15 protein-coding genes are annotated in these 17,660 nt (G+C 38.6%); 8 read left to right on the top strand and 7 right to left on the bottom strand.

The features are described 5' to 3' along the window. The 6 genes from NL42_RS16600 to gshA form a co-directional block, all read right to left on the bottom strand. Positions 1-286, bottom strand: a 286-nt coding sequence (locus tag NL42_RS16600) for a DUF5991 domain-containing protein (RefSeq protein WP_461313581.1), incomplete at its 3' end; no start/stop codon positions are given. A gap of 1 nt (position 287) precedes the next feature. Further along, positions 288-746 carry a hypothetical protein gene (locus NL42_RS16595; protein ID WP_461313580.1) on the bottom strand — a complete coding sequence of 153 codons (459 nt, stop codon included), beginning with the start codon at positions 744-746 and terminating at the stop codon, positions 288-290. 21 nt (positions 747-767) lie between these two features. Beyond that, positions 768-2,516, bottom strand: coding sequence for a LysM peptidoglycan-binding domain-containing protein (locus tag NL42_RS16590; protein ID WP_461313579.1), 1,749 nt, complete (start codon positions 2,514-2,516; stop codon positions 768-770). Positions 2,517-2,527: 11 nt separating this feature from the next. Then, complete coding sequence (locus tag NL42_RS16585; RefSeq protein ID WP_461313578.1) at positions 2,528-5,833, bottom strand: type VI secretion system Vgr family protein; 3,306 nt, start codon at positions 5,831-5,833, stop codon at positions 2,528-2,530. Between the two features lie 165 nt (positions 5,834-5,998). Next, positions 5,999-6,514 (bottom strand): disulfide bond formation protein B, encoded by a 516-nt coding sequence (locus tag NL42_RS16580; RefSeq protein ID WP_461313577.1) that lies wholly within the window; start codon positions 6,512-6,514, stop codon positions 5,999-6,001. Between the two features lie 16 nt (positions 6,515-6,530). Further along, positions 6,531-8,108: a glutamate--cysteine ligase gene (gene gshA / locus NL42_RS16575; protein WP_151767078.1), complete on the bottom strand. Its 1,578-nt coding sequence runs from the start codon at positions 8,106-8,108 to the stop codon at positions 6,531-6,533. A 168-nt stretch (positions 8,109-8,276) separates the two neighbouring features. Between gshA and NL42_RS16570 the strand changes: the two genes are divergently transcribed. The 5 genes from NL42_RS16570 (at position 8,277) to NL42_RS16550 (ending at position 13,426) form a co-directional block, all read left to right on the top strand. Further along, positions 8,277-8,816, top strand: coding sequence for a DUF924 family protein (locus tag NL42_RS16570; protein ID WP_461313576.1), 540 nt, complete (start codon positions 8,277-8,279; stop codon positions 8,814-8,816). Positions 8,817-8,876: 60 nt separating this feature from the next. Next, entirely contained in the window at positions 8,877-9,440 is a 564-nt protein-coding gene (locus tag NL42_RS16565) for a CC0125/CC1285 family lipoprotein (RefSeq protein WP_461313575.1), read from the top strand. Positions 9,441-9,459: 19 nt separating this feature from the next. Further along, positions 9,460-10,770 (top strand): DUF445 domain-containing protein, encoded by a 1,311-nt coding sequence (locus tag NL42_RS16560; RefSeq protein ID WP_461313582.1) that lies wholly within the window; start codon positions 9,460-9,462, stop codon positions 10,768-10,770. Between the two features lie 28 nt (positions 10,771-10,798). Continuing rightward, the gene (locus NL42_RS16555; RefSeq protein WP_461313574.1) at positions 10,799-11,953 is read left to right on the top strand and encodes a pyridoxal phosphate-dependent aminotransferase; all 1,155 of its coding nucleotides are present in this window, start codon (positions 10,799-10,801) and stop codon (positions 11,951-11,953) included. Positions 11,954-12,058: 105 nt separating this feature from the next. After that, a complete protein-coding gene (locus NL42_RS16550) occupies positions 12,059-13,426 on the top strand; it encodes an MATE family efflux transporter (RefSeq protein ID WP_461313573.1) in 1,368 nt (455 codons plus the stop codon). A 57-nt stretch (positions 13,427-13,483) separates the two neighbouring features. On the opposite strand, the gene NL42_RS16545 is transcribed toward NL42_RS16550, so the two are convergent. After that, positions 13,484-14,317: an SDR family NAD(P)-dependent oxidoreductase gene (locus NL42_RS16545; protein WP_151744194.1), complete on the bottom strand. Its 834-nt coding sequence runs from the start codon at positions 14,315-14,317 to the stop codon at positions 13,484-13,486. Between the two features lie 212 nt (positions 14,318-14,529). Between NL42_RS16545 and NL42_RS16540 the strand changes: the two genes are divergently transcribed. The 3 genes from NL42_RS16540 (at position 14,530) to phoR (ending at position 17,534) form a co-directional block, all read left to right on the top strand. Beyond that, positions 14,530-15,201 carry a TetR/AcrR family transcriptional regulator gene (locus tag NL42_RS16540; RefSeq protein ID WP_016139822.1) on the top strand — a complete coding sequence of 224 codons (672 nt, stop codon included), beginning with the start codon at positions 14,530-14,532 and terminating at the stop codon, positions 15,199-15,201. Positions 15,202-15,455: 254 nt separating this feature from the next. Next, positions 15,456-16,166: a phosphate regulon transcriptional regulator PhoB gene (gene phoB, locus NL42_RS16535; RefSeq protein WP_016139821.1), complete on the top strand. Its 711-nt coding sequence runs from the start codon at positions 15,456-15,458 to the stop codon at positions 16,164-16,166. A gap of 9 nt (positions 16,167-16,175) precedes the next feature. Further along, complete coding sequence (gene phoR / locus NL42_RS16530; RefSeq protein ID WP_336166761.1) at positions 16,176-17,534, top strand: phosphate regulon sensor histidine kinase PhoR; 1,359 nt, start codon at positions 16,176-16,178, stop codon at positions 17,532-17,534. Positions 17,535-17,660: the final 126 nt, after the last annotated feature.

Genomic DNA, 17,660 nt, shown 5'->3' with positions numbered 1-17,660 from the left:
TCTTAAAGACTACTTTTCCTAACTTTTCACCACTTTGAACATTAAAGAAATATAGCTCGTTATTTTTTTCTTTCACTTTGCATATATAGGATTTATCAACCTGAAAACCAATAATAGAGTACACACATTTTTTTGGTGCTAATGTTAAAGTTGACTCTATCGTCGCAACATTTCCACTAGGTAGCTCCTCTGAACTATAATAGTGATATGTACCATTCCATATTTCTGTATTTGCAAATGTATGATTAGCAAATAGTAAAATTAAGAATAATATTGAATATTTCATGTTATTTCCGCAGCATTTTACTTAAATCACTTCCATCATCGTATTTTATATTTTCTATTTTTTTACAAGAAGATTCTTTATTAATAACAAAGTTAATAAATTCTGAGTATTGATGATATTCAACTTTAACTGTTACTAAATTATCCGTATCCTGTAATATCTTATATTTATTAGGAGTATCTTGAGAATGAATTAAAATATTAAAATCAATATTACAAACCCCATTATTTCTTGCACTACATTCTTGATCTTTTATAAGTAAATTTGTAAGGTTTTTATCAAAAAAATTACTTAAGGTTTTTCTATTTTTATTTTCAATAACCTCATCGCTATTAATAGAAAATTTATTGTATAAATCTGTAATTAGAGCTTTTGAAGTATTGTAACATTCAGCTTCTTTTGCGGAAGCGCAACCAGATAAAAGGCTTAAACATAAAATTTCTAAAATTAAAAGTTTCATTAAAATCTCCTATTTAACAAATTACATTCTAAAATATCTGTAGTTAACATGATCACTATAAATTCTATGACCTTTTTGTTTAAAATCAGAAATCCATTGGCTACCATCATAGCCTGCAATATGGCCATATTGATGCTTATCAGTTTTGGTGATGATATAAATATCACCTAATTGAGGTTTATTAAACTCTTCAGGTATTTCTTTATAACCTATTTTTTTGAGAGTTGGCCCCCAATCTGATGCTGCGATAGGATGTCCTGAAGTGTCGGCTCCCCCAGCCTCTAATGCAATTCTTACATATTTTGCACATTGATGTTGACTTTTTTCTTTAGCTCTCTTTCTTAAAATTTCAGCAAATTTTTCCAAATTAATTTTCTGAGTATTTTTTATCTCAGTATGATTAATGTATGCACAATTATAATTTTTCTCTAAATTTTGACTTTTTATACCTTCGGTTAAATGTTTTTTAATTTCTTGTTCAACCTCCCAAACTTTAGTTGAACCATTTTTAAATCCTTGTTTAATAACTTTTTTGCCATCCCGTTTATATTCATCATTCTCTTTCATAAAACTAGGATTTTGGTGATATGGGCTTTCTAAAAATTTTTTAGAAGTTACTTCTGCGTCTTTAGGTGCCGCATACACAATATCTTCATCTTCTAATCGATTTTCTTTGACATTTTTAGGATAATTCACCCATAAATATAATCCAGTTAGAGTTTTAATCTTTGTATGAGCAGAGTTTAGTTTATAGTATTTTTCCACATAATCTAATTGTTGTACGGCTGACATTTTTGCTAAATCAGATCTTTTAACTTTTAAATCAATTGAAGCAAATTTTCCGAATTGGATAAGACCAACATAACCACCTTTAGCATCATCTGTTAATTTTTTGCTGACAAAAGTTCCAATTTTTGGACTAAAAGTACCGGCAGACTCTAAATGCATAACAGCCATTAATTGACTTGCCATATTCTCTGAATCATTAGGCCACAAATTTTGTGCTATTTTTATAACTCTTTTCCTAAATTCACAACTAACTTTAGATCCCCAAGCCAAATTATATTGTTTACAAATACATGGTGAAGTTGCATTAGTAGCAACTTTCATTGGTTTTCCTGACTCTTTTGTATATTCATCATTTATATCTTTTGACTCTATTCTTTTTTGAGGTTTATCTGAAGTATTTTTATTATTATTTTCATGTGAATTTACTTTCTGAGTAGAAGATGATTTATTATTTTCATGCTTAGATTGATTGTTATCAGGATTTTTTTTAGTATCATTCGATGCACCTTTATATGGAATTTTAATAATTTGTCCAACATCTATATGATCAGGATTTTTTAATTTATTTAAATTTACAATTTCACTAATTTTACAATTAAATTGATGAGAAATTGAAGATAAATTTTCTCCTTTTTTTACTTTATGCGTTAAATATCTATAATTACCAGGTTTATTCGTTGATTTTGCTAAGGTAATATTATCTAATAGTATTTTTGATGATGTTACTCTTACTATCTCCTTTTTATAAATAATAGTGTGTCTAACTTTTTCTTTCAAATCACCTGTTATAATATTTTTTAAATATACATAAAGAGTATCACCTACATCTCTACTTATCATTACTGTTAAGCCATTACTATTCGTCATTCCGGAAGCAATAGTTACACCCTTTCCATTCTTAATAACATGATATAAATTCGGTATGTTATTAGCAGTAAATAATTCAACAAATCTAAACTGAATTAAACCTTTCTTATTCATTTTCTCTCCCCTTAATTAGAATTATTATTTAAGTTAGAATCATTGTGGATTTCATAGTCATCAAAATCCTCAAACTCTTCTGTTTCTTTATGCCATTTATCAGCACTATATCCCACTAAAACCTTCATTTTATCAGGGGTACTACTCTTGAATCTTTCTGTTCTTCCTAATTCATCTAAATTCCCTTGCGTAACTCTTTGATTTTCAAAAATTGCGCTATATTTAATATTTTCGAAATCATTCCATTGAAAAATCTTATACAAATCAATTCTATTACTATAATCAAAAGAACTAGGCAACTCAGGAACCTCATAAGAAACCTTAGCTCCGCTCGTAAACAAATGCTGTCCAGCTTTACTTTCAAACTTACCGCCTGTTGTTGAAAATACGCCATCCGCATTAATTTTGAGCTGAGATCCACCCGCTGTTAATACAATTTCTTTTGGACTTGTAAGCTCAATTTTTTCTTCAGTAGAAATAAGCTTGATGACCTTCTTGGCAATCGCTTCAATGGCATCGTCTTGCGCTTGTAGTTCGAGCTTTCCTTTTGCTGCATAAGCGCGAAAACCCTTCTGTGCAGCAAACAAACTAATTTTGTCTTGTGCATGCCCAATGATATTTTTCTGTGCGCTTAAATTAATTGAACCGCTGGCACTTTCGGCAATATCTTGTGAGGCCTGTAAGATAATATTTTCAGGTGTTGTTAGAGCAATGCCATTTGGCGATGCTAATAACATAAGGGCTTGTCTAAAAATTTTGCCTTGTTCTTGCTGCTTAGCATCTGAACTACTTTCTAAACCTTGGGTATAACCCTCCATAAAGCCTTGTAAAGAACCCAATGCTTTAGAAGGTGATACTTCTAATTTACTGCCTTTACTAAATGTTCCACATACACTCATCATGTCAAAGTCTTTGGTCTCCACATTCCCTAAGACTTTTCCGACCTCTTGAATACTTTCAAATGGATTTTTATGAATCCGGTCTTTAATGCTTGCAAGTTTTCCTTTAACGATGTCAGCGCCATGTTCTTCAACATTTTCGATGAACGCTTTTAAATTCTCTATCGCATCTTTAGCATCGGTAAAGAAAGCATTAAATTCGTCTATAACGCCTTTTGCATCGCCACCTAGTGCACCCATGTCTTGAATAAAGCCACCGCAGTCTTTTAATGCGTGAATAGGATCGTTATTAATGCCTTCCTTAAATAGGTTTACCGTACTATTTAATGCCTGCCCTGTGGTTTTTAGCTCAAGTGACTGGATGAATTTGGGTAATCGATTAATCACATTCAAAGCATCAGTTTGTTGCTTAGCCGCAACCTCACTGAGCATTTTCATGCTGTCATAACCTTGTGAAAGTAAAGATTGTGCATGTGCAGCTTCTAAATGGTCTGCAATTGCCTGCTCTTGTGCATAGGTACTAATGAGCATGCCTTTACCTGCACGCACAGCGCCCCAAGCGTCTGTTCTAAGCTCAAAGCCTTCACCACGGCCTTGACTCATCTCTTGTTCTTTAGGATGGCTTAAATTACCCAAATTCAGCTGTGTTGCTGCATGGCTACTTTGGAGTTGGGTACTGATTTGCCCTGTTGTGTCATCAAAGCGTAATTGGTTAAAGCCACTACCACTAATTTCCTGACTACGAATCCCACTTAGTTTTTTAGTCGCAGGAAGCTGGCCTTTTATATCGAACTTTGTTGGTGAACGCTGCGCTTCATGGATGCGCCCCGTCACAAATGGACGGTCAATATTGCCATCAAAGAAGTCAATGACAACCACTTCACCAATACGTGGCAAGAAACGTGCTCCATAGCCTTCACCTGCCCACGGAGTCAGTACATCGACCCAAGCCGAGTCAGTATCGTTGTCATTACTGCCTGCACCACCGTCATGTCCATGATCATCACTACGGGTAAATAGAAAGCGCACTTTGATACGTCCCCATTCATCGACATGAATGGTCTCTCCCTCTGGCCCTACGACTTTCGCTCTTTGTGGGTAGGCAATTGGACGATGTTGTTCTGGATTATATTCAGGCGCAGTTTTAATTTGACGGCGTATTAAGGTCAGCTCATTACCTTGACGTTCAATATCATCATAACCATGTTTATCCCAACGACTTTGAGTTAACAACTGGCTAACTTGCTGATGTAAATCTTTCGGTAAGTTATTTTGGTTATAGAAATTTTTAGAAATAATCAGGAACTCTTGATCAGCCCCTTCATGCTGATCAATTTCAGGATGCTCCTGTAGATTAAACCAATAACCGACTTGGCTATCACGCACACTACTATAGGCCTTAAAGTATTTGGCCTGACTCGCATACATATCCGTAAAGTGCTGATTTAATTTTTCTAGCTGATTACTACTTGAAGCAGTAGCCTGATCTTCACCTTTTAAATCTCGCATCAAAGCTGGACTCATGTGCCATGCTTGTTCAAGGCTCAAACTCGCTGAATCAAACTGCTCTGAATGTATGTGTGTAGTGATAACTGAACCTACACCCTCTTCGTGTGCCAGAGCATCCGGTTGCCAGCGCTGTACATGTACCGCGGTGGGTTGCAGAGTCCGCACTGCTACAAAGCCCGTAATGCTATCTTGATATTCTGTTGCACTACTTCGGTGATAACGAATGCTGCGACGTTCTAAAGCTTGGTACTGACTATTGTCATCAATGAGTCTCAGTTTTTGAGCCTGTATTGGCGCAGTAAAATGAGGTACAAAAAGCTCTGTTTCATCAATTAACCAACTAACGCCTTCACTTCGCCACAAGCGCGTCAGAAAGTCATAGTCAGATTCATTGTGCTGCATGATAAATGGGCGAATATCATAACTCTGACTTAAGCCACTAAGATCGAGACTTAAACTTGTCGCAAAAAGCTGACTTTTTTCTTGCCATTCTTTAAACAAAACTTCCGTGACTTCAATAATACTTTTATTCATAAAAACACGACTATTACGGCGCTTGTGCCATAAATTTGTCGCGTCTTTTAAGGTCAGTTTATAAAGCGTTAAAGCACCGTCACTTTGGCCATAACTAGCTTCCGTTACAATTCCTGTTGTTCGAAATAATTGACCTGCATCTGTGACCTGATCAACAGCAACTTGCACCCCTATAAACTGCTTCAATGCAATTTGGGCACTCGTCGAAAGACAAATTAACTCAGCTTCAATTTCCCCATTTAGATGGTGTTGGCCTTCGATACGCTGTAAAAAAACTTGGTTATTGAGTAGTTCATTAGAAAATTGCACGTGAATCGCGCGTTTCTGTGCACTTAACCCTATTTTTTCCAAAACATTAAATATATTAAAAAGCATTTTTTATAATCATAAGGATATATAAACGGCTGCACTTTATAAAAAACAGAACTATCTGTCTACATCGTTATGCTTTTTTTTAATTCATTTTTTTATATTTTGATTAATTCTAAAACAATAAAAAAAGCCCAACATAATATTGGGCTTTTTTTAATCTGTTTAAACTTACTTTTTAGCAGTCTTAAACGCTGGATAAAAACGGAATAACTGCCATAAACAGACCAGTAATAGCAAAAGGAAATAAACTAATGACCAAACTGGTAAAGATTGACCTAAAAAGGTCCAGTCAATTGCAGCACATTCACCTGAACCAGCAAGCACTTCTTGCAAAACTGCTTTCATAGGTAAAGCATCAATTAAATAATTTAAACCCGGTCCACAACTCGGTACTTGATCTGCGGGTAAATGCTGTATCCACACATGACGCCCTGCCACCCCGACTGACCATAAAATTGCGATGCCAGCCAAAAATGCATAAAAGCGTTTAATCGCATTGGACACTGGGTTATGTAAAAATGCAATGAGTGCCACAAAACCCATCGCCATTAAGCCAACACGTTGAAAAATACAGAGCGGACATGGCTCTAAACCTTTTACATGTTCCAGATACAGCGCAAAAGACATGCCGACAATACTTGCTAAAACAAGTAGTCCACTCACCAAACGGTAACTTAATCGCATGTAAAACCTCGTTTTATTATCGATATTGTTCAAGATATTGGTCAAAACTGACCTGAGTATCTTGCTCAAGTTGTTCTTGCTGCTGTAACGACTGTGCAGCCAATTGTTCAAAATGTTTCAAAGTTTCCACACTAAGCTCATGCTCTTCATAGCTTTCAGCATGTAATTGCGCCATGTGGCTACCAAAACTCCAAGTTCCACCATGTTTTAACGTATCGTCAATGACATGGGCAGATAAAGTCTCATCAACTTCATCAATTCGTGCTTGCATGATCGCTAATGCTGAACCATACAAGTCTGTTGCGTAGGTCTGATCGAGTAGCTGTGCACAATCTTGCATTTTTGCAATATATAAACGTGCCCAATCTTCGATGTGATATGACCCTGTTAAATCTGTAATGGTTGCGTTTGGCGCTCGACCTCGGTTTACCACCTCAGTCTGATTTTTCTCAACCAAGTCTTGCTCTGGACCTAACAAGTCTGGACTATCACTTAACAGACAATAAAGTGCTAACACTTCAAGGAAGCCTGCAGTTGTTTCATCAACGCCAATTGCCGAGTATGGGTTTACATCAACAGCACGCAACTCAACATATCCCACCCCTCGATTTTTCAAGGCTTGAGATGGTGTTTCACCTTTTTGAGGCACCTGTTTTGGACGTACAAGACTGTAATATTCATTCTCGATCTGCAAAACATGATCATTGATTTGCAACGGCTCACCAGAGGCATCATTTAACCCTAAACGGCTAAATGGTGGGTAAGGAGAATGAACGGCTTTTTGTAAACCATCCAGATAGCCAGACAAATTATTGTAATGAATACCTAAGCTTTTTTGAGCTGAGTTTTGATAGCCCAATCGCCCCATGCGCAAAGCTGTAGCATACGGTAAATAGTATGAACCTTTGATTAAAGGTAACAATTGATGTTTATGTCCAGTTAAGAAACAACGACATACTGTTGGGCTAGCGCCCACTAAAAACATAACTAACGGTGTTAAACGGATAAAATTACGAATAAGGCCAAAATAACGATGGCTACGATAATCCTGCAAACTTAATGATTTTAATTGTTCGTCAGTTTCATGAGCTTGTAGCTCGGCAAAAAGCGTATCTGGAAAAGATAAATTGTAATGCACGCCTGAAATAGTCTGCATACGGCGACCATATCGAATTCCCAACCCACGGCGGTATAGTGTTTTAAAACGACCAATATTAGAGGTGCCGTATTGTGCTAGACGAATCCGTTCTTCATTGTCATCTAACATACATGGCATAGACAACGGCCAGAGTTTCTCACCATTTTCTAAATGACGATGCACAACCGCATGAATATCGGTGAGCTCATTCAAAGCTTCACCAATGGTTGGCTTAGGTGAGGTAATAAACTCCATTAATGCTTCTGAATAATCAGTCGTAATTTGTGGATGTGTTAAAGCCGAACCCAATGCCTTTGGATGTAACTCTTGTGATAAGAACCCATTACTTTGCATACGTAGGCTTTCACGCTCTATTCCACGTAACATGCCTTGTAGTAGCGACGAATCCACCCAAGCAGGAATAACTGATTGAGAGGGTGTAGTGGGTTGACTCATGCATTTGCTCGCTTATTAAAGATCACTATATACAAAATCGTGAGATGATACGGCTATTTATATACTCACATCATTCCAGTTTGGCAATTTTTATCACAATCTTGTTATTTAAGACACGAAAGAATTGTGATTTTATTGAAGAATAATTGCTAAAGAGTTGTCAATATCATGAACGAACAAGACATTTTAAACTTCTGGTTTTCTCCTGAACACCGTTCACTTTGGTTTGCAAAAAGTGATGATTTTGACAAAAAAATCCGTGAAAATTTTTCTGACGTTCATCGACAGGCAACTCAAGCAGAACTGTGGTCTTGGCGAAAAACACCGGAAGGCCGTTTGGCAGAGATTATTGTACTAGACCAGTTTTCTCGCAACATTTATCGTGATCAACCACAATCTTTTGCTTACGACAGCCTTGCTTTAGCTTTGGCACAGGAAACTATTAGCTTACAACTCGATGCACAGCTTAATCCAGAGCAACGTTCTTTTTTATATATGCCGTTTATGCATAGTGAATCAAAATTGATTCATGAATTTGCCTTGAAACTCTTTCAACGCCTCGGCAATGAAATTAATTTAAGTTTTGAGAAAAAGCATAAAGTCATTATTGATCGCTTTGGACGCTATCCTCATCGAAATACCATTCTCGGGCGTGTTTCCACTCCAGAGGAAACCGAATTTTTATTAGAACCGAACAGTAGTTTTTAAAACTTCTTAATTTTTAATGCTGAGTCATCTATTTTTTTAATGCTCAGCTGGGAGTTCATCATGAAATATCTCTCTCTTTGTTTAGCCTTAGGCACTGCCTTAACTTTAACTGCATGTGCAACGACTCCAAGTAAACCAAGAACCTTTGATCAGCTTGGGCAGTTTTCAGCATATCCTCTAAATGCCCAAACGTTCCGTATTAGTTTTCAAGCCGACCCAAATATGAGTTATGGCAGAGCTGAAGAAATTACCTTAGTAAAATCAGCACAAACGACTATACAAAAAGGCTTTCGCTTTTTTAAAGTGCAAAATGATCCAAGCAATCAGAGCCTGAAACCACCACGTCAAGCTGTGGTTTATCCATCAGCTCCAAGCTTTTACCCATATGGTTACGGTCGTCGCTACCCAGGTTTTTGGCATGATCCGTTCTATGATTACCCACAAGTGGTCAATATCGACCCTGTTCAAGTGTCGTATACTATTGAATGTTATCGGGATCAAAAGCAGGCCCCACAGGATGCTTTTGATGCAACCTTGATCTTGAAATCAATCGGACAAAAATATGGATTGAGTCCGACAGGAGAGCTGTTGCCACCGCCTGAGCCTCCAGTAAAACAAAAATGAATAGGATAAATTTATGAACATGGCAGAAGCAGAAGAAGTTCACCACGTGCCCAGTCTTAAACGTAGCAAATATTTTGCTACTCTGGCGCTTATTATTGTCGTTGTGCTGTGGATTGCACTGATGGTGGCTGATCGTTTTCTGCCAGAGTACACAGGTTTTATTCATATTTTAATGTTAGGGGCAGAAGCCGGTGTAGTCGGTGGTTTAGCCGACTGGTACGCGATTACCGTTCTGTTTCGGAACCCATTTGGTAAGTTACCCATTCCTAAGTTTTTACGCGACCATACCGAAATTATTCCACGCAACAAAGCTCGCATTGCAGAGTCAATGGGTCGTTTTGTACAAGAAAATTTTCTTTCGCCTCAAGTGGTCGAACGAAGCTTAGAAAAAACTGACTTAAGCCTCGCAATTGGTCAATGGTTAGCAAGTCCACAAAACAATACACAAGTGGTGCAGCTCATTCAGCAAACCGTTCCGAAAATTTTTGAGTTTGTTAGCCAAGATCAAATTGCCAATTTTGTGCAAAACAATAGTGTGCAGTGGGTGCGTAATACCGAAGTCAATAAACTCGCAAGTGAAATGCTCCGCGCGGTATTGGAAAATGATTTCCATCAAGACGTTTTACAGCGTGGACTCGATATCGCTCATGAATGGGTGGTACAAAACCCAGATAAAACCCGTGAATTAACCCGTAAGATGTTTAAAGCACTTGGTGTCTGGTCACTTGCAAAAGGCGCAAGCTGGATTGGTATTGATGTTCAACAACGTACCATCGACTCACTCGTTGAAAAAGTAGAATCGATGCTGGCAGACACTGAACACCCATGGCGACAAGAAATTGAAACCATTGCCCACTCTCTCATGCTTGAGCTGGCAAAACCAGACAGCGTTGCTAGCCAACGTCTCAACAGCGGTAAAGATGCCCTTCTCGATAGTCCACAAGTCCTCAATTTCATCAGTGGCGCTGTTACGATTTTGTGTAATGCCATTAAAGAAGATTTAATGAAAAAAGACTCTGGCATTGCAATGAATCTGAGAGCTGCGATTCAGCAACTGGGTGAAAACCTGGTTCAAAATGCCAAAGTACGTGAAGTGCTAAACAAAGAAATGACAGGTCTTGCGCTGAATTTTACAGATCAATATAGCCATAAAATCATCCGCTATGTCAGCGAGCGCATTCATGAATGGGATTCGCGTGAAATGATTGGGAAAATTGAAAATGAAGTAGGTGGCGACCTACATATGATTCGAGTAAATGGCGTTGTAGTCGGTGCATTTATTGGTTTAACCCTCGGTGTAATTCGGGCAGTAATTGAATCAATTTTATAACTTTAAATATTTTTAATAAGAGAACAATATGCTACAGCTACAGTCAAAACTGGCCACTCAAGGCGTGACTATTTTTAGTACCATGACGGCAATGGCACATCGTTTAGGTGCTCTCAACCTGTCACAAGGCTTTCCCGATTTTCCGGCACCACAAGCCTTACTGGAAGCTTTATCTCAGGCGACTCTAGCTGGGCATAATCAATATCCACCCGGCGATGGTATTCTCGGTTTACGCGAACAACTCGCTTTACAATTTCAGCAGCGTGACCAATTTCAACTTGACCCTGTAACGCAAATCACGATTACTCCCGGCGCAACCATAGCAATTTTCTGTGCCATACAGGCATGCATCAATGCAGGCGATGAAGTCATTATTTTTGACCCAAGTTATGACAGCTACGGCCCTTCTGTGCAGTTAGCTGGCGGTAAAGCGGTTCATATCGCACTTGAGGCACCTGACTTTAAGGTGAACTGGCAACACGTTAAAGATTTGATTAATGACAAAACCCGTATGATTGTGGTGAATACTCCCCATAATCCAACAGGTACCATCTGGGATAAACAAGACTGGTTAGAACTCATTGAACTAATTCAAGATAAAAACATTGTGGTTTTATCAGATGAAGTCTATGAACACTTAGTGTTTGATGGTCAACAACACTTTAGTGCTTTGCATTTTCCAGAGCTCAGAGAGCGTAGTTTTGTGATTGGGTCTTTTGGGAAAACCTTTCATGTGACAGGCTGGAAAACAGGTTATTGCGTCGCCTCACCTGAGTTAATGCGTCTGTTCCGCCAGATTTACCAATATGCGAATTTCTGTGGCACGACACCTTGTCAGATTGCCCTAGCGCAATATATGGAGCAACATCCAGAACATATTCAAGAGCTTTCGCAGTTTTATCAAACTAAGCGAGATCGATTTAATCAGGCGATTCACAATAGCCGTTTCTTGCTAAAACCATCTCAAGGTACGTATTTTCAAAACCTTGATTACAGTCAAATTAGACCCGATTTAAACGATGTTGAAATGTGCCAGTTTTTAGCCGAGCAACATAAAATTGTGGCTATTCCTGTTTCGGTTTTCTACCAACAAGCGCCAGAGTCTTTACGCCTAATTCGCTTCTGCTTTGCTAAAAATGATGAGACATTGCAAAAAGCAGGAGAAATATTGAATGAATGTTAATAAATTTAGAAACTTAGCACAGTAAAACACTACAAGAAATTTCACCTAAATATGCTAAGTTGAATATCCGCCCCGCTCATCAAAGAGATGGGCGATGGAGAACACATGCCACCAAGACAGTCTTTAATTCATCAGCAAAATCTATGGAAAACATTTTTTGTTTTCTTACTGCCTCTCATTGCAACCAATATTTTGCAGAACTTATCGGGAACGATTAACACCATCTTCGTGGGTCAAATGATGGGAGTTGATGCGATTGCTGCCGTCTCGGTTTTTTTCCCTATTTTATTCTTGCTCCTCGCTTTTATTATCGGGATTTCAACGGGTACTACTGTTTTAGTAGGGCAAGCGTGGGGCGCACAAAACATAGAGAAAGTCCAAAGTGTGGTCGGTTCTACCCTGTTTATGACACTGATTGGTGGGGTAATTACCGCGATTATCGGTGTGTTTTTTGCCCACGACATTTTAGAGTTATTGGGTACTGACCCCAAGGTAATGCATCTGGCTTTACCTTATGTGCAATGGATGCTGGCGGGTAGCCCGCTTCTGTTTGTTTATATTATCTATACTTCAATTTTACGTGGTGTGGGTGACAGTACCACGCCTTTACTTGCATTGGCTTTAACCAGTGTAATTGGCTTAGTGATTACCCCGATATTGCTTAAAGGTTATTTTGGCTTACCAGCTCTGGGAATTATTGCTCCAGCAATTGCAACGATCACGGGTTATGTTGCTATCTTAATTTTTCTTGCGATTTATTTGAACAAGAAAAAGCATCCGCTTAGACCGAATCGTCAGCTTTTGCAACATATCCGTCACAATCCAGAACTGAGCAAAATCATTTTACGCTTAGGTGTCCCGACTGGTATTCAAATGATTACGACCTCAATGGCTGGCTTGGTTATTGTTGGGTTAGTTAACCATTACGGATCACATGCGACAGCAGCGTATGGTGCGGTGAATCAGGTGCTCAATTACATCCAGTTCCCTGCCTTATCAATTTCAATTGCGGCTTCAATTTTTGCCGCACAAGCGATTGGCGCAGGCAAATCAGAACTGTTAGCACGGGTGACTCGTACTGCCTTAGGCATGAACTTTTTATTTACAGGTGCCTTAATTGCACTTGGCTATCTATTTTCAAAATATTTAATGGCTTTGTTTATTACCGACCCGACTGTGGTGGTACTGGGCCAACAGCTTTTATTTATTGTACTTTGGGCAATTTTATTCTTTGGTGCGGGTGCCATTTTTGCATCGATCATGCGTGCCAGCGGCACAGTGACCGTTCCAATGCTACTTAATATTTCCGCTATTTTGTTTATTGAAATTCCATGTGCTTACTGGTTTAGCTCAATGTGGGGCCTTAAAGGAATCTGGGTCGCCTATGCCTTGGCATTTGTCAGTTTATGTATTATTCAAGGCTTGTATTACCAATTTATCTGGAAGAAAAAGAAGATCAAAGTTCTTATTTAAAACCTATCAGATCTCATAAAAAAAGCCATCATTTGATGGCTTTTTTACGTTAAAAAATTATTTCATTAATTTGGTCACAATGGTTGAAGCACGTTGATATCCAGTCGGGAATAAACGCTGGAATGCATCAAGAATTTTTGCATCACTACCAATCAATAAACGGCGTTTATCTTTTAATACAGCTTGTAAAATTTGACGAGCCGCCTCTTCAGGTGGAGTACGTAATAACTTGTCAAAATTTTGAATAGATTTAGTCGGGTCCATACCCAAACTATTCAAGCTATCACTCATTTTTGCAGATTTAGCAATATTGGTGCGGATTCCACCCGGATGTACACACAAAGAGCTTACGCCACTTTTTTCAATATCTAACTCTTGACGCAATGACTCGGTAAAACCACGCACAGCAAATTTAGTCGCATTATAAGCAGATTGAGTCGGTTGAGCGGTTAAACCAAATAGGCTTGAAATATTAATAATATGGCCATCTTGAGTTTGCTTAATGAAAGGTAAGAACTCTTTCGTTCCGTACACCACACCCCAGAAGTTAATCCCAACGATCCACTCTAAATCTTCGTAGGTCGCACCTTCGACAGTTGAACCTAGAGCGACGCCAGCGTTGTTGAAAATCAGGTTAACTGATCCATGATCTTGAACAGTTTCTTGGGCCCACTGCTTTACCGCTTCACGATCAGACACATCAAGCTTTTTAGTGGTAACAGTAATCGTGCTATACGGTTTTAAAAGCTCAACGGTTTGCTGTAATCCCTTCTCATTAATATCACTCAACGAAAGATGGCAGCCCTGTTTTGCCAAAAGAATTGCTAACTGTTGCCCAATGCCAGAACCCGCGCCCGTAATTGCAGCGACTTTGTTTTTAAAATTTTTCATTGTCCATCCTTTGTTTTTCGATATTTGCACAACCGGTTCATTGCATGTGCAGTTTAGACATCTTTAATATAATTTTGACAATATCCATTGTCAATATAGTAGACTGTAATTTCAGATAGAATGGCACAATTCTACTGAGAGCTTTATCATAGTGAACATATTTGGCCAAAACCTATAAATTAGGAAACCAATCTTTAGGAAACGACTTATTTATGGCGACTAACGACTCAACCAGTAAAAAGAAAACAAAAAGTGTGAGTAAAGAACGTCAGTTCAAAGGGTTATCTCTATCTGAACGTAAAGAGGCGCGCCGCGAAAAACTGATTGAAGCAGGTATCGCGACTTATGGAACGCTCGGTTTTTTTTCCGTGACGGTAAAAGATGTCTGCCAAGAGGCAAAACTCACAGAACGCTATTTCTATGAATCATTTAAGAAGAGTGAAGATTTATTTCAAACCATCTTTTTAAAAATGATTGAAGAATTACAGCAAAACTTAATGCAGGCCGTGATTAAAGCTACTCCCGATCCAGAAAAAATGGTCGATGCGGGATTGCGTGCACTGCTGACTACTTTAAAAGAAGACCCAAGATTGGCTCGTATTGTCTATGTCGACGCAGTTTTGGTACAAGAGTTACATAATCAGGCCACCATTCAAGAAACACTTGCGCAATTTGACCGCATGATTCAAGCCTTTGTTATGTTGACCATGCCGCAAATTCAACACCATGAAAATGAGCTCTCTTTAATCGCAACTGGATTAAATGGATATGTCACTCAAATTGCGATTCGATGGGTCATGGGAGGGTTTGAACAGTCACTTGAGCAGGTTTTAACCGCATGCCGTATCGTTTTCTTATCTTTATTAGCGCAAGTTTCAAAATAATATTAAAGTTTTTTGACAGCGATAAATGTGCAAAACCAGTTAAGCTACTTAATTGATAAGCTATTGAATGATTTTAAGAAAACTAAAGTCTTCATGTCACAATTTGGTCATACCTTTGCCTTAGTTTTGTCACAAATTATTGCTAAATTTAATTTTATAGACTTTTCTGCAATGAAATTGTCATAATTAATCTTTGTAATAAGCCTGTCATAACTACAAAACGGTTCACCGTTAAATCTATAGGATATTGCGCTGTGAAAGATGACTATATTTTAATTGTCGATGATGAGCTTCCTATTCGCGAAATGATCCATACTTCTTTGGACATGGCAGGCTTTCAGTGTTTACAGGCAGAAGATGCCAAACAAGCTCATCAAATTATCGTCGACCAACGTCCGGCGCTTATCTTGCTTGATTGGATGTTACCTGGAGGCGTAAGTGGTGTCGATTTATGTCGCCGCTTAAAACGAGATGAAAATCTATCAGAAATTCCAGTCATTATGTTGACTGCCCGCGGAGAAGAAGACCACAAAGTACAAGGTCTTGACGCAGGTGCTGATGACTACATGACTAAGCCTTTCTCAACACGTGAACTGGTTTCTCGTATTAAGGCAGTTTTGCGTCGTGCTAATGCATTAAGTGGCGAAAAAACTATTGATGCCAATGGTTTAATTCTTGATCCTGTAAGCCAGCGCGTTAGCTTTGGCAACAATATTTTAGAAATGGGTCCAACTGAATATCGCTTACTTGCGTTTTTTATGACCCATCCAGAGCGTGCATATACACGTGCCCAGTTGCTCGATCAGGTGTGGGGCGGTAATGTATATATCGAAGATCGAACTATCGATGTACACATCCGTCGTTTACGTAAAGTTTTAGAACCGTTTGGTGTTGACCGATTTGTTCAGACTGTGCGTGGAACTGGCTACCGTTTCTCAACACGCGCAGATTTAGCCGCAGGTTAACCAAGATTTATGTATGAACCCTACCCCGTCCCCGAACAGGTACGTGAACAAAAACTTTCCCGCTACAGTAGTTTATGGACGTTTGCCAAACAAGATTTACGGCTCTTATTATTTTTTCTAATTATTGCCGGTTTAGTCGGTTTAGGCCTTGGGTATTTCTGGAGCTGTATTTTTATCGCCTTCGTGGTGTTTTTTACACTCCAGTTGCGTTCTTTATATCTGGTCAATGACTGGATTGCGAATAAGCCTTATGACGTTCCTCCAAATCTTAATGGGATTTGGGGGGCATTATTATTTAATGTTTACCGCGCTCAGCGCCAAGAACGAATTGTTCAAGCCGAAATGGTCGGTTTAATTGACCGAGCACAGTCTTCATTAGTTGCACTTGCTGAAGCCGTTGTTTTAATTGATGACCAACATCAAATCGAATGGTGGAACCCTGCTGCTGAACGTTTGCTAGGGATCAGCCCCCTCGACCGCGGCCGAAATCTATTAACGATTTTACGTCAGCCGACCTTTATTGAATATTTTAACAATATTGATCAGGCACCCGACGGGATTAAGCTTCACTCAAATTTTGATGATGACCGCTATGTACAGGTCAAACTCACACGGTTTGGTGGAGAAAGTCGCTTATTGGTGGCTTACGACGTGACTCGTATGCATAACCTTGAACAAATGCGTAAAGACTTCGTCGATAACATTTCTCACGAACTTCGTACGCCATTAACTGTACTGAGTGGTTATATCGAAACGTTTACAGATCAGGAAGATATTAGTCCGCGCTGGAAACGTGCCTTTGATCAGATGCAGTCACAAACCAAGCGCATGAATGCGTTGGTGAATGATTTACTGCTGTTATCAAATTTAGAAAATAATAAAAAAGTTGCAAAAAATCAGATTATTGAAATGCCTAGCTTAATGAATCAACTCTTTGATGATGCTCAGGCCTACAATGCTGATTATGGACACACACTTAATTTACACATTGATAGCCACTGTGACCTGATTGGTTCTGACATGGAAATCGCTAGTGCCTTTAGTAATTTAATTACGAACGCCATCAAATACACCCCAAAAGGTGGAACTATTACGATTGGTTGGCACGACGATGGTGAACATGCTTACTTTAGCGTACAAGACACAGGCATCGGGATTAACCCCAAACATTTACCACGTCTGACTGAACGCTTCTATCGTGTTGACAGCGACCGTAGTCGTCAAACAGGCGGTACAGGTTTAGGTTTGGCCATTGTGAAGCATGTATTAATGCAACATGGCGCTTATTTAGATGTCCAGTCTAAAGAAAATGAAGGTTCAACTTTTACAGTGGTTTTTCCTAAAGAAAGACTATATAACATGGCTTAAAAAGTATTCATTCCACATAAAGGGTGGATATTAAATAGACGCAGTGAAAGATACTTAGCCATTTTGTATATATAAGTTATTATGGACATGATTTTAATTTTTTGTCATTGATAATATCAAATATAA

Source organism: Acinetobacter sp. GN11, assembly GCF_054823985.1.
This window is presented reverse-complemented; position numbering and strand designations above follow the sequence as displayed.

Bases quoted from the DNA above. Each gene is read 5' to 3' on its own strand.
- gshA (WP_151767078.1), bottom strand. From the start codon at position 8,108: ATGAGTCAACCCACTACACCCTCTCAATCAGTTATTCCTGCTTGGGTG.
- NL42_RS16595 (WP_461313580.1), bottom strand. From the start codon at position 746: ATGAAACTTTTAATTTTAGAAATTTTATGTTTAAGCCTTTTATCTGGT.
- NL42_RS16555 (WP_461313574.1), top strand. From the start codon at position 10,799: ATGCTACAGCTACAGTCAAAACTGGCCACTCAAGGCGTGACTATTTTT.
- NL42_RS16550 (WP_461313573.1), top strand. From the start codon at position 12,059: ATGCCACCAAGACAGTCTTTAATTCATCAGCAAAATCTATGGAAAACA.
- NL42_RS16590 (WP_461313579.1), bottom strand. From the start codon at position 2,516: ATGAATAAGAAAGGTTTAATTCAGTTTAGATTTGTTGAATTATTTACT.
- NL42_RS16570 (WP_461313576.1), top strand. From the start codon at position 8,277: ATGAACGAACAAGACATTTTAAACTTCTGGTTTTCTCCTGAACACCGT.
- NL42_RS16560 (WP_461313582.1), top strand. From the start codon at position 9,460: ATGGCAGAAGCAGAAGAAGTTCACCACGTGCCCAGTCTTAAACGTAGC.
- NL42_RS16585 (WP_461313578.1), bottom strand. From the start codon at position 5,833: ATGCTTTTTAATATATTTAATGTTTTGGAAAAAATAGGGTTAAGTGCA.
- NL42_RS16565 (WP_461313575.1), top strand. From the start codon at position 8,877: ATGAAATATCTCTCTCTTTGTTTAGCCTTAGGCACTGCCTTAACTTTA.
- NL42_RS16540 (WP_016139822.1), top strand. From the start codon at position 14,530: ATGGCGACTAACGACTCAACCAGTAAAAAGAAAACAAAAAGTGTGAGT.
- NL42_RS16545 (WP_151744194.1), bottom strand. From the start codon at position 14,317: ATGAAAAATTTTAAAAACAAAGTCGCTGCAATTACGGGCGCGGGTTCT.
- phoR (WP_336166761.1), top strand. From the start codon at position 16,176: ATGTATGAACCCTACCCCGTCCCCGAACAGGTACGTGAACAAAAACTT.
- NL42_RS16580 (WP_461313577.1), bottom strand. From the start codon at position 6,514: ATGCGATTAAGTTACCGTTTGGTGAGTGGACTACTTGTTTTAGCAAGT.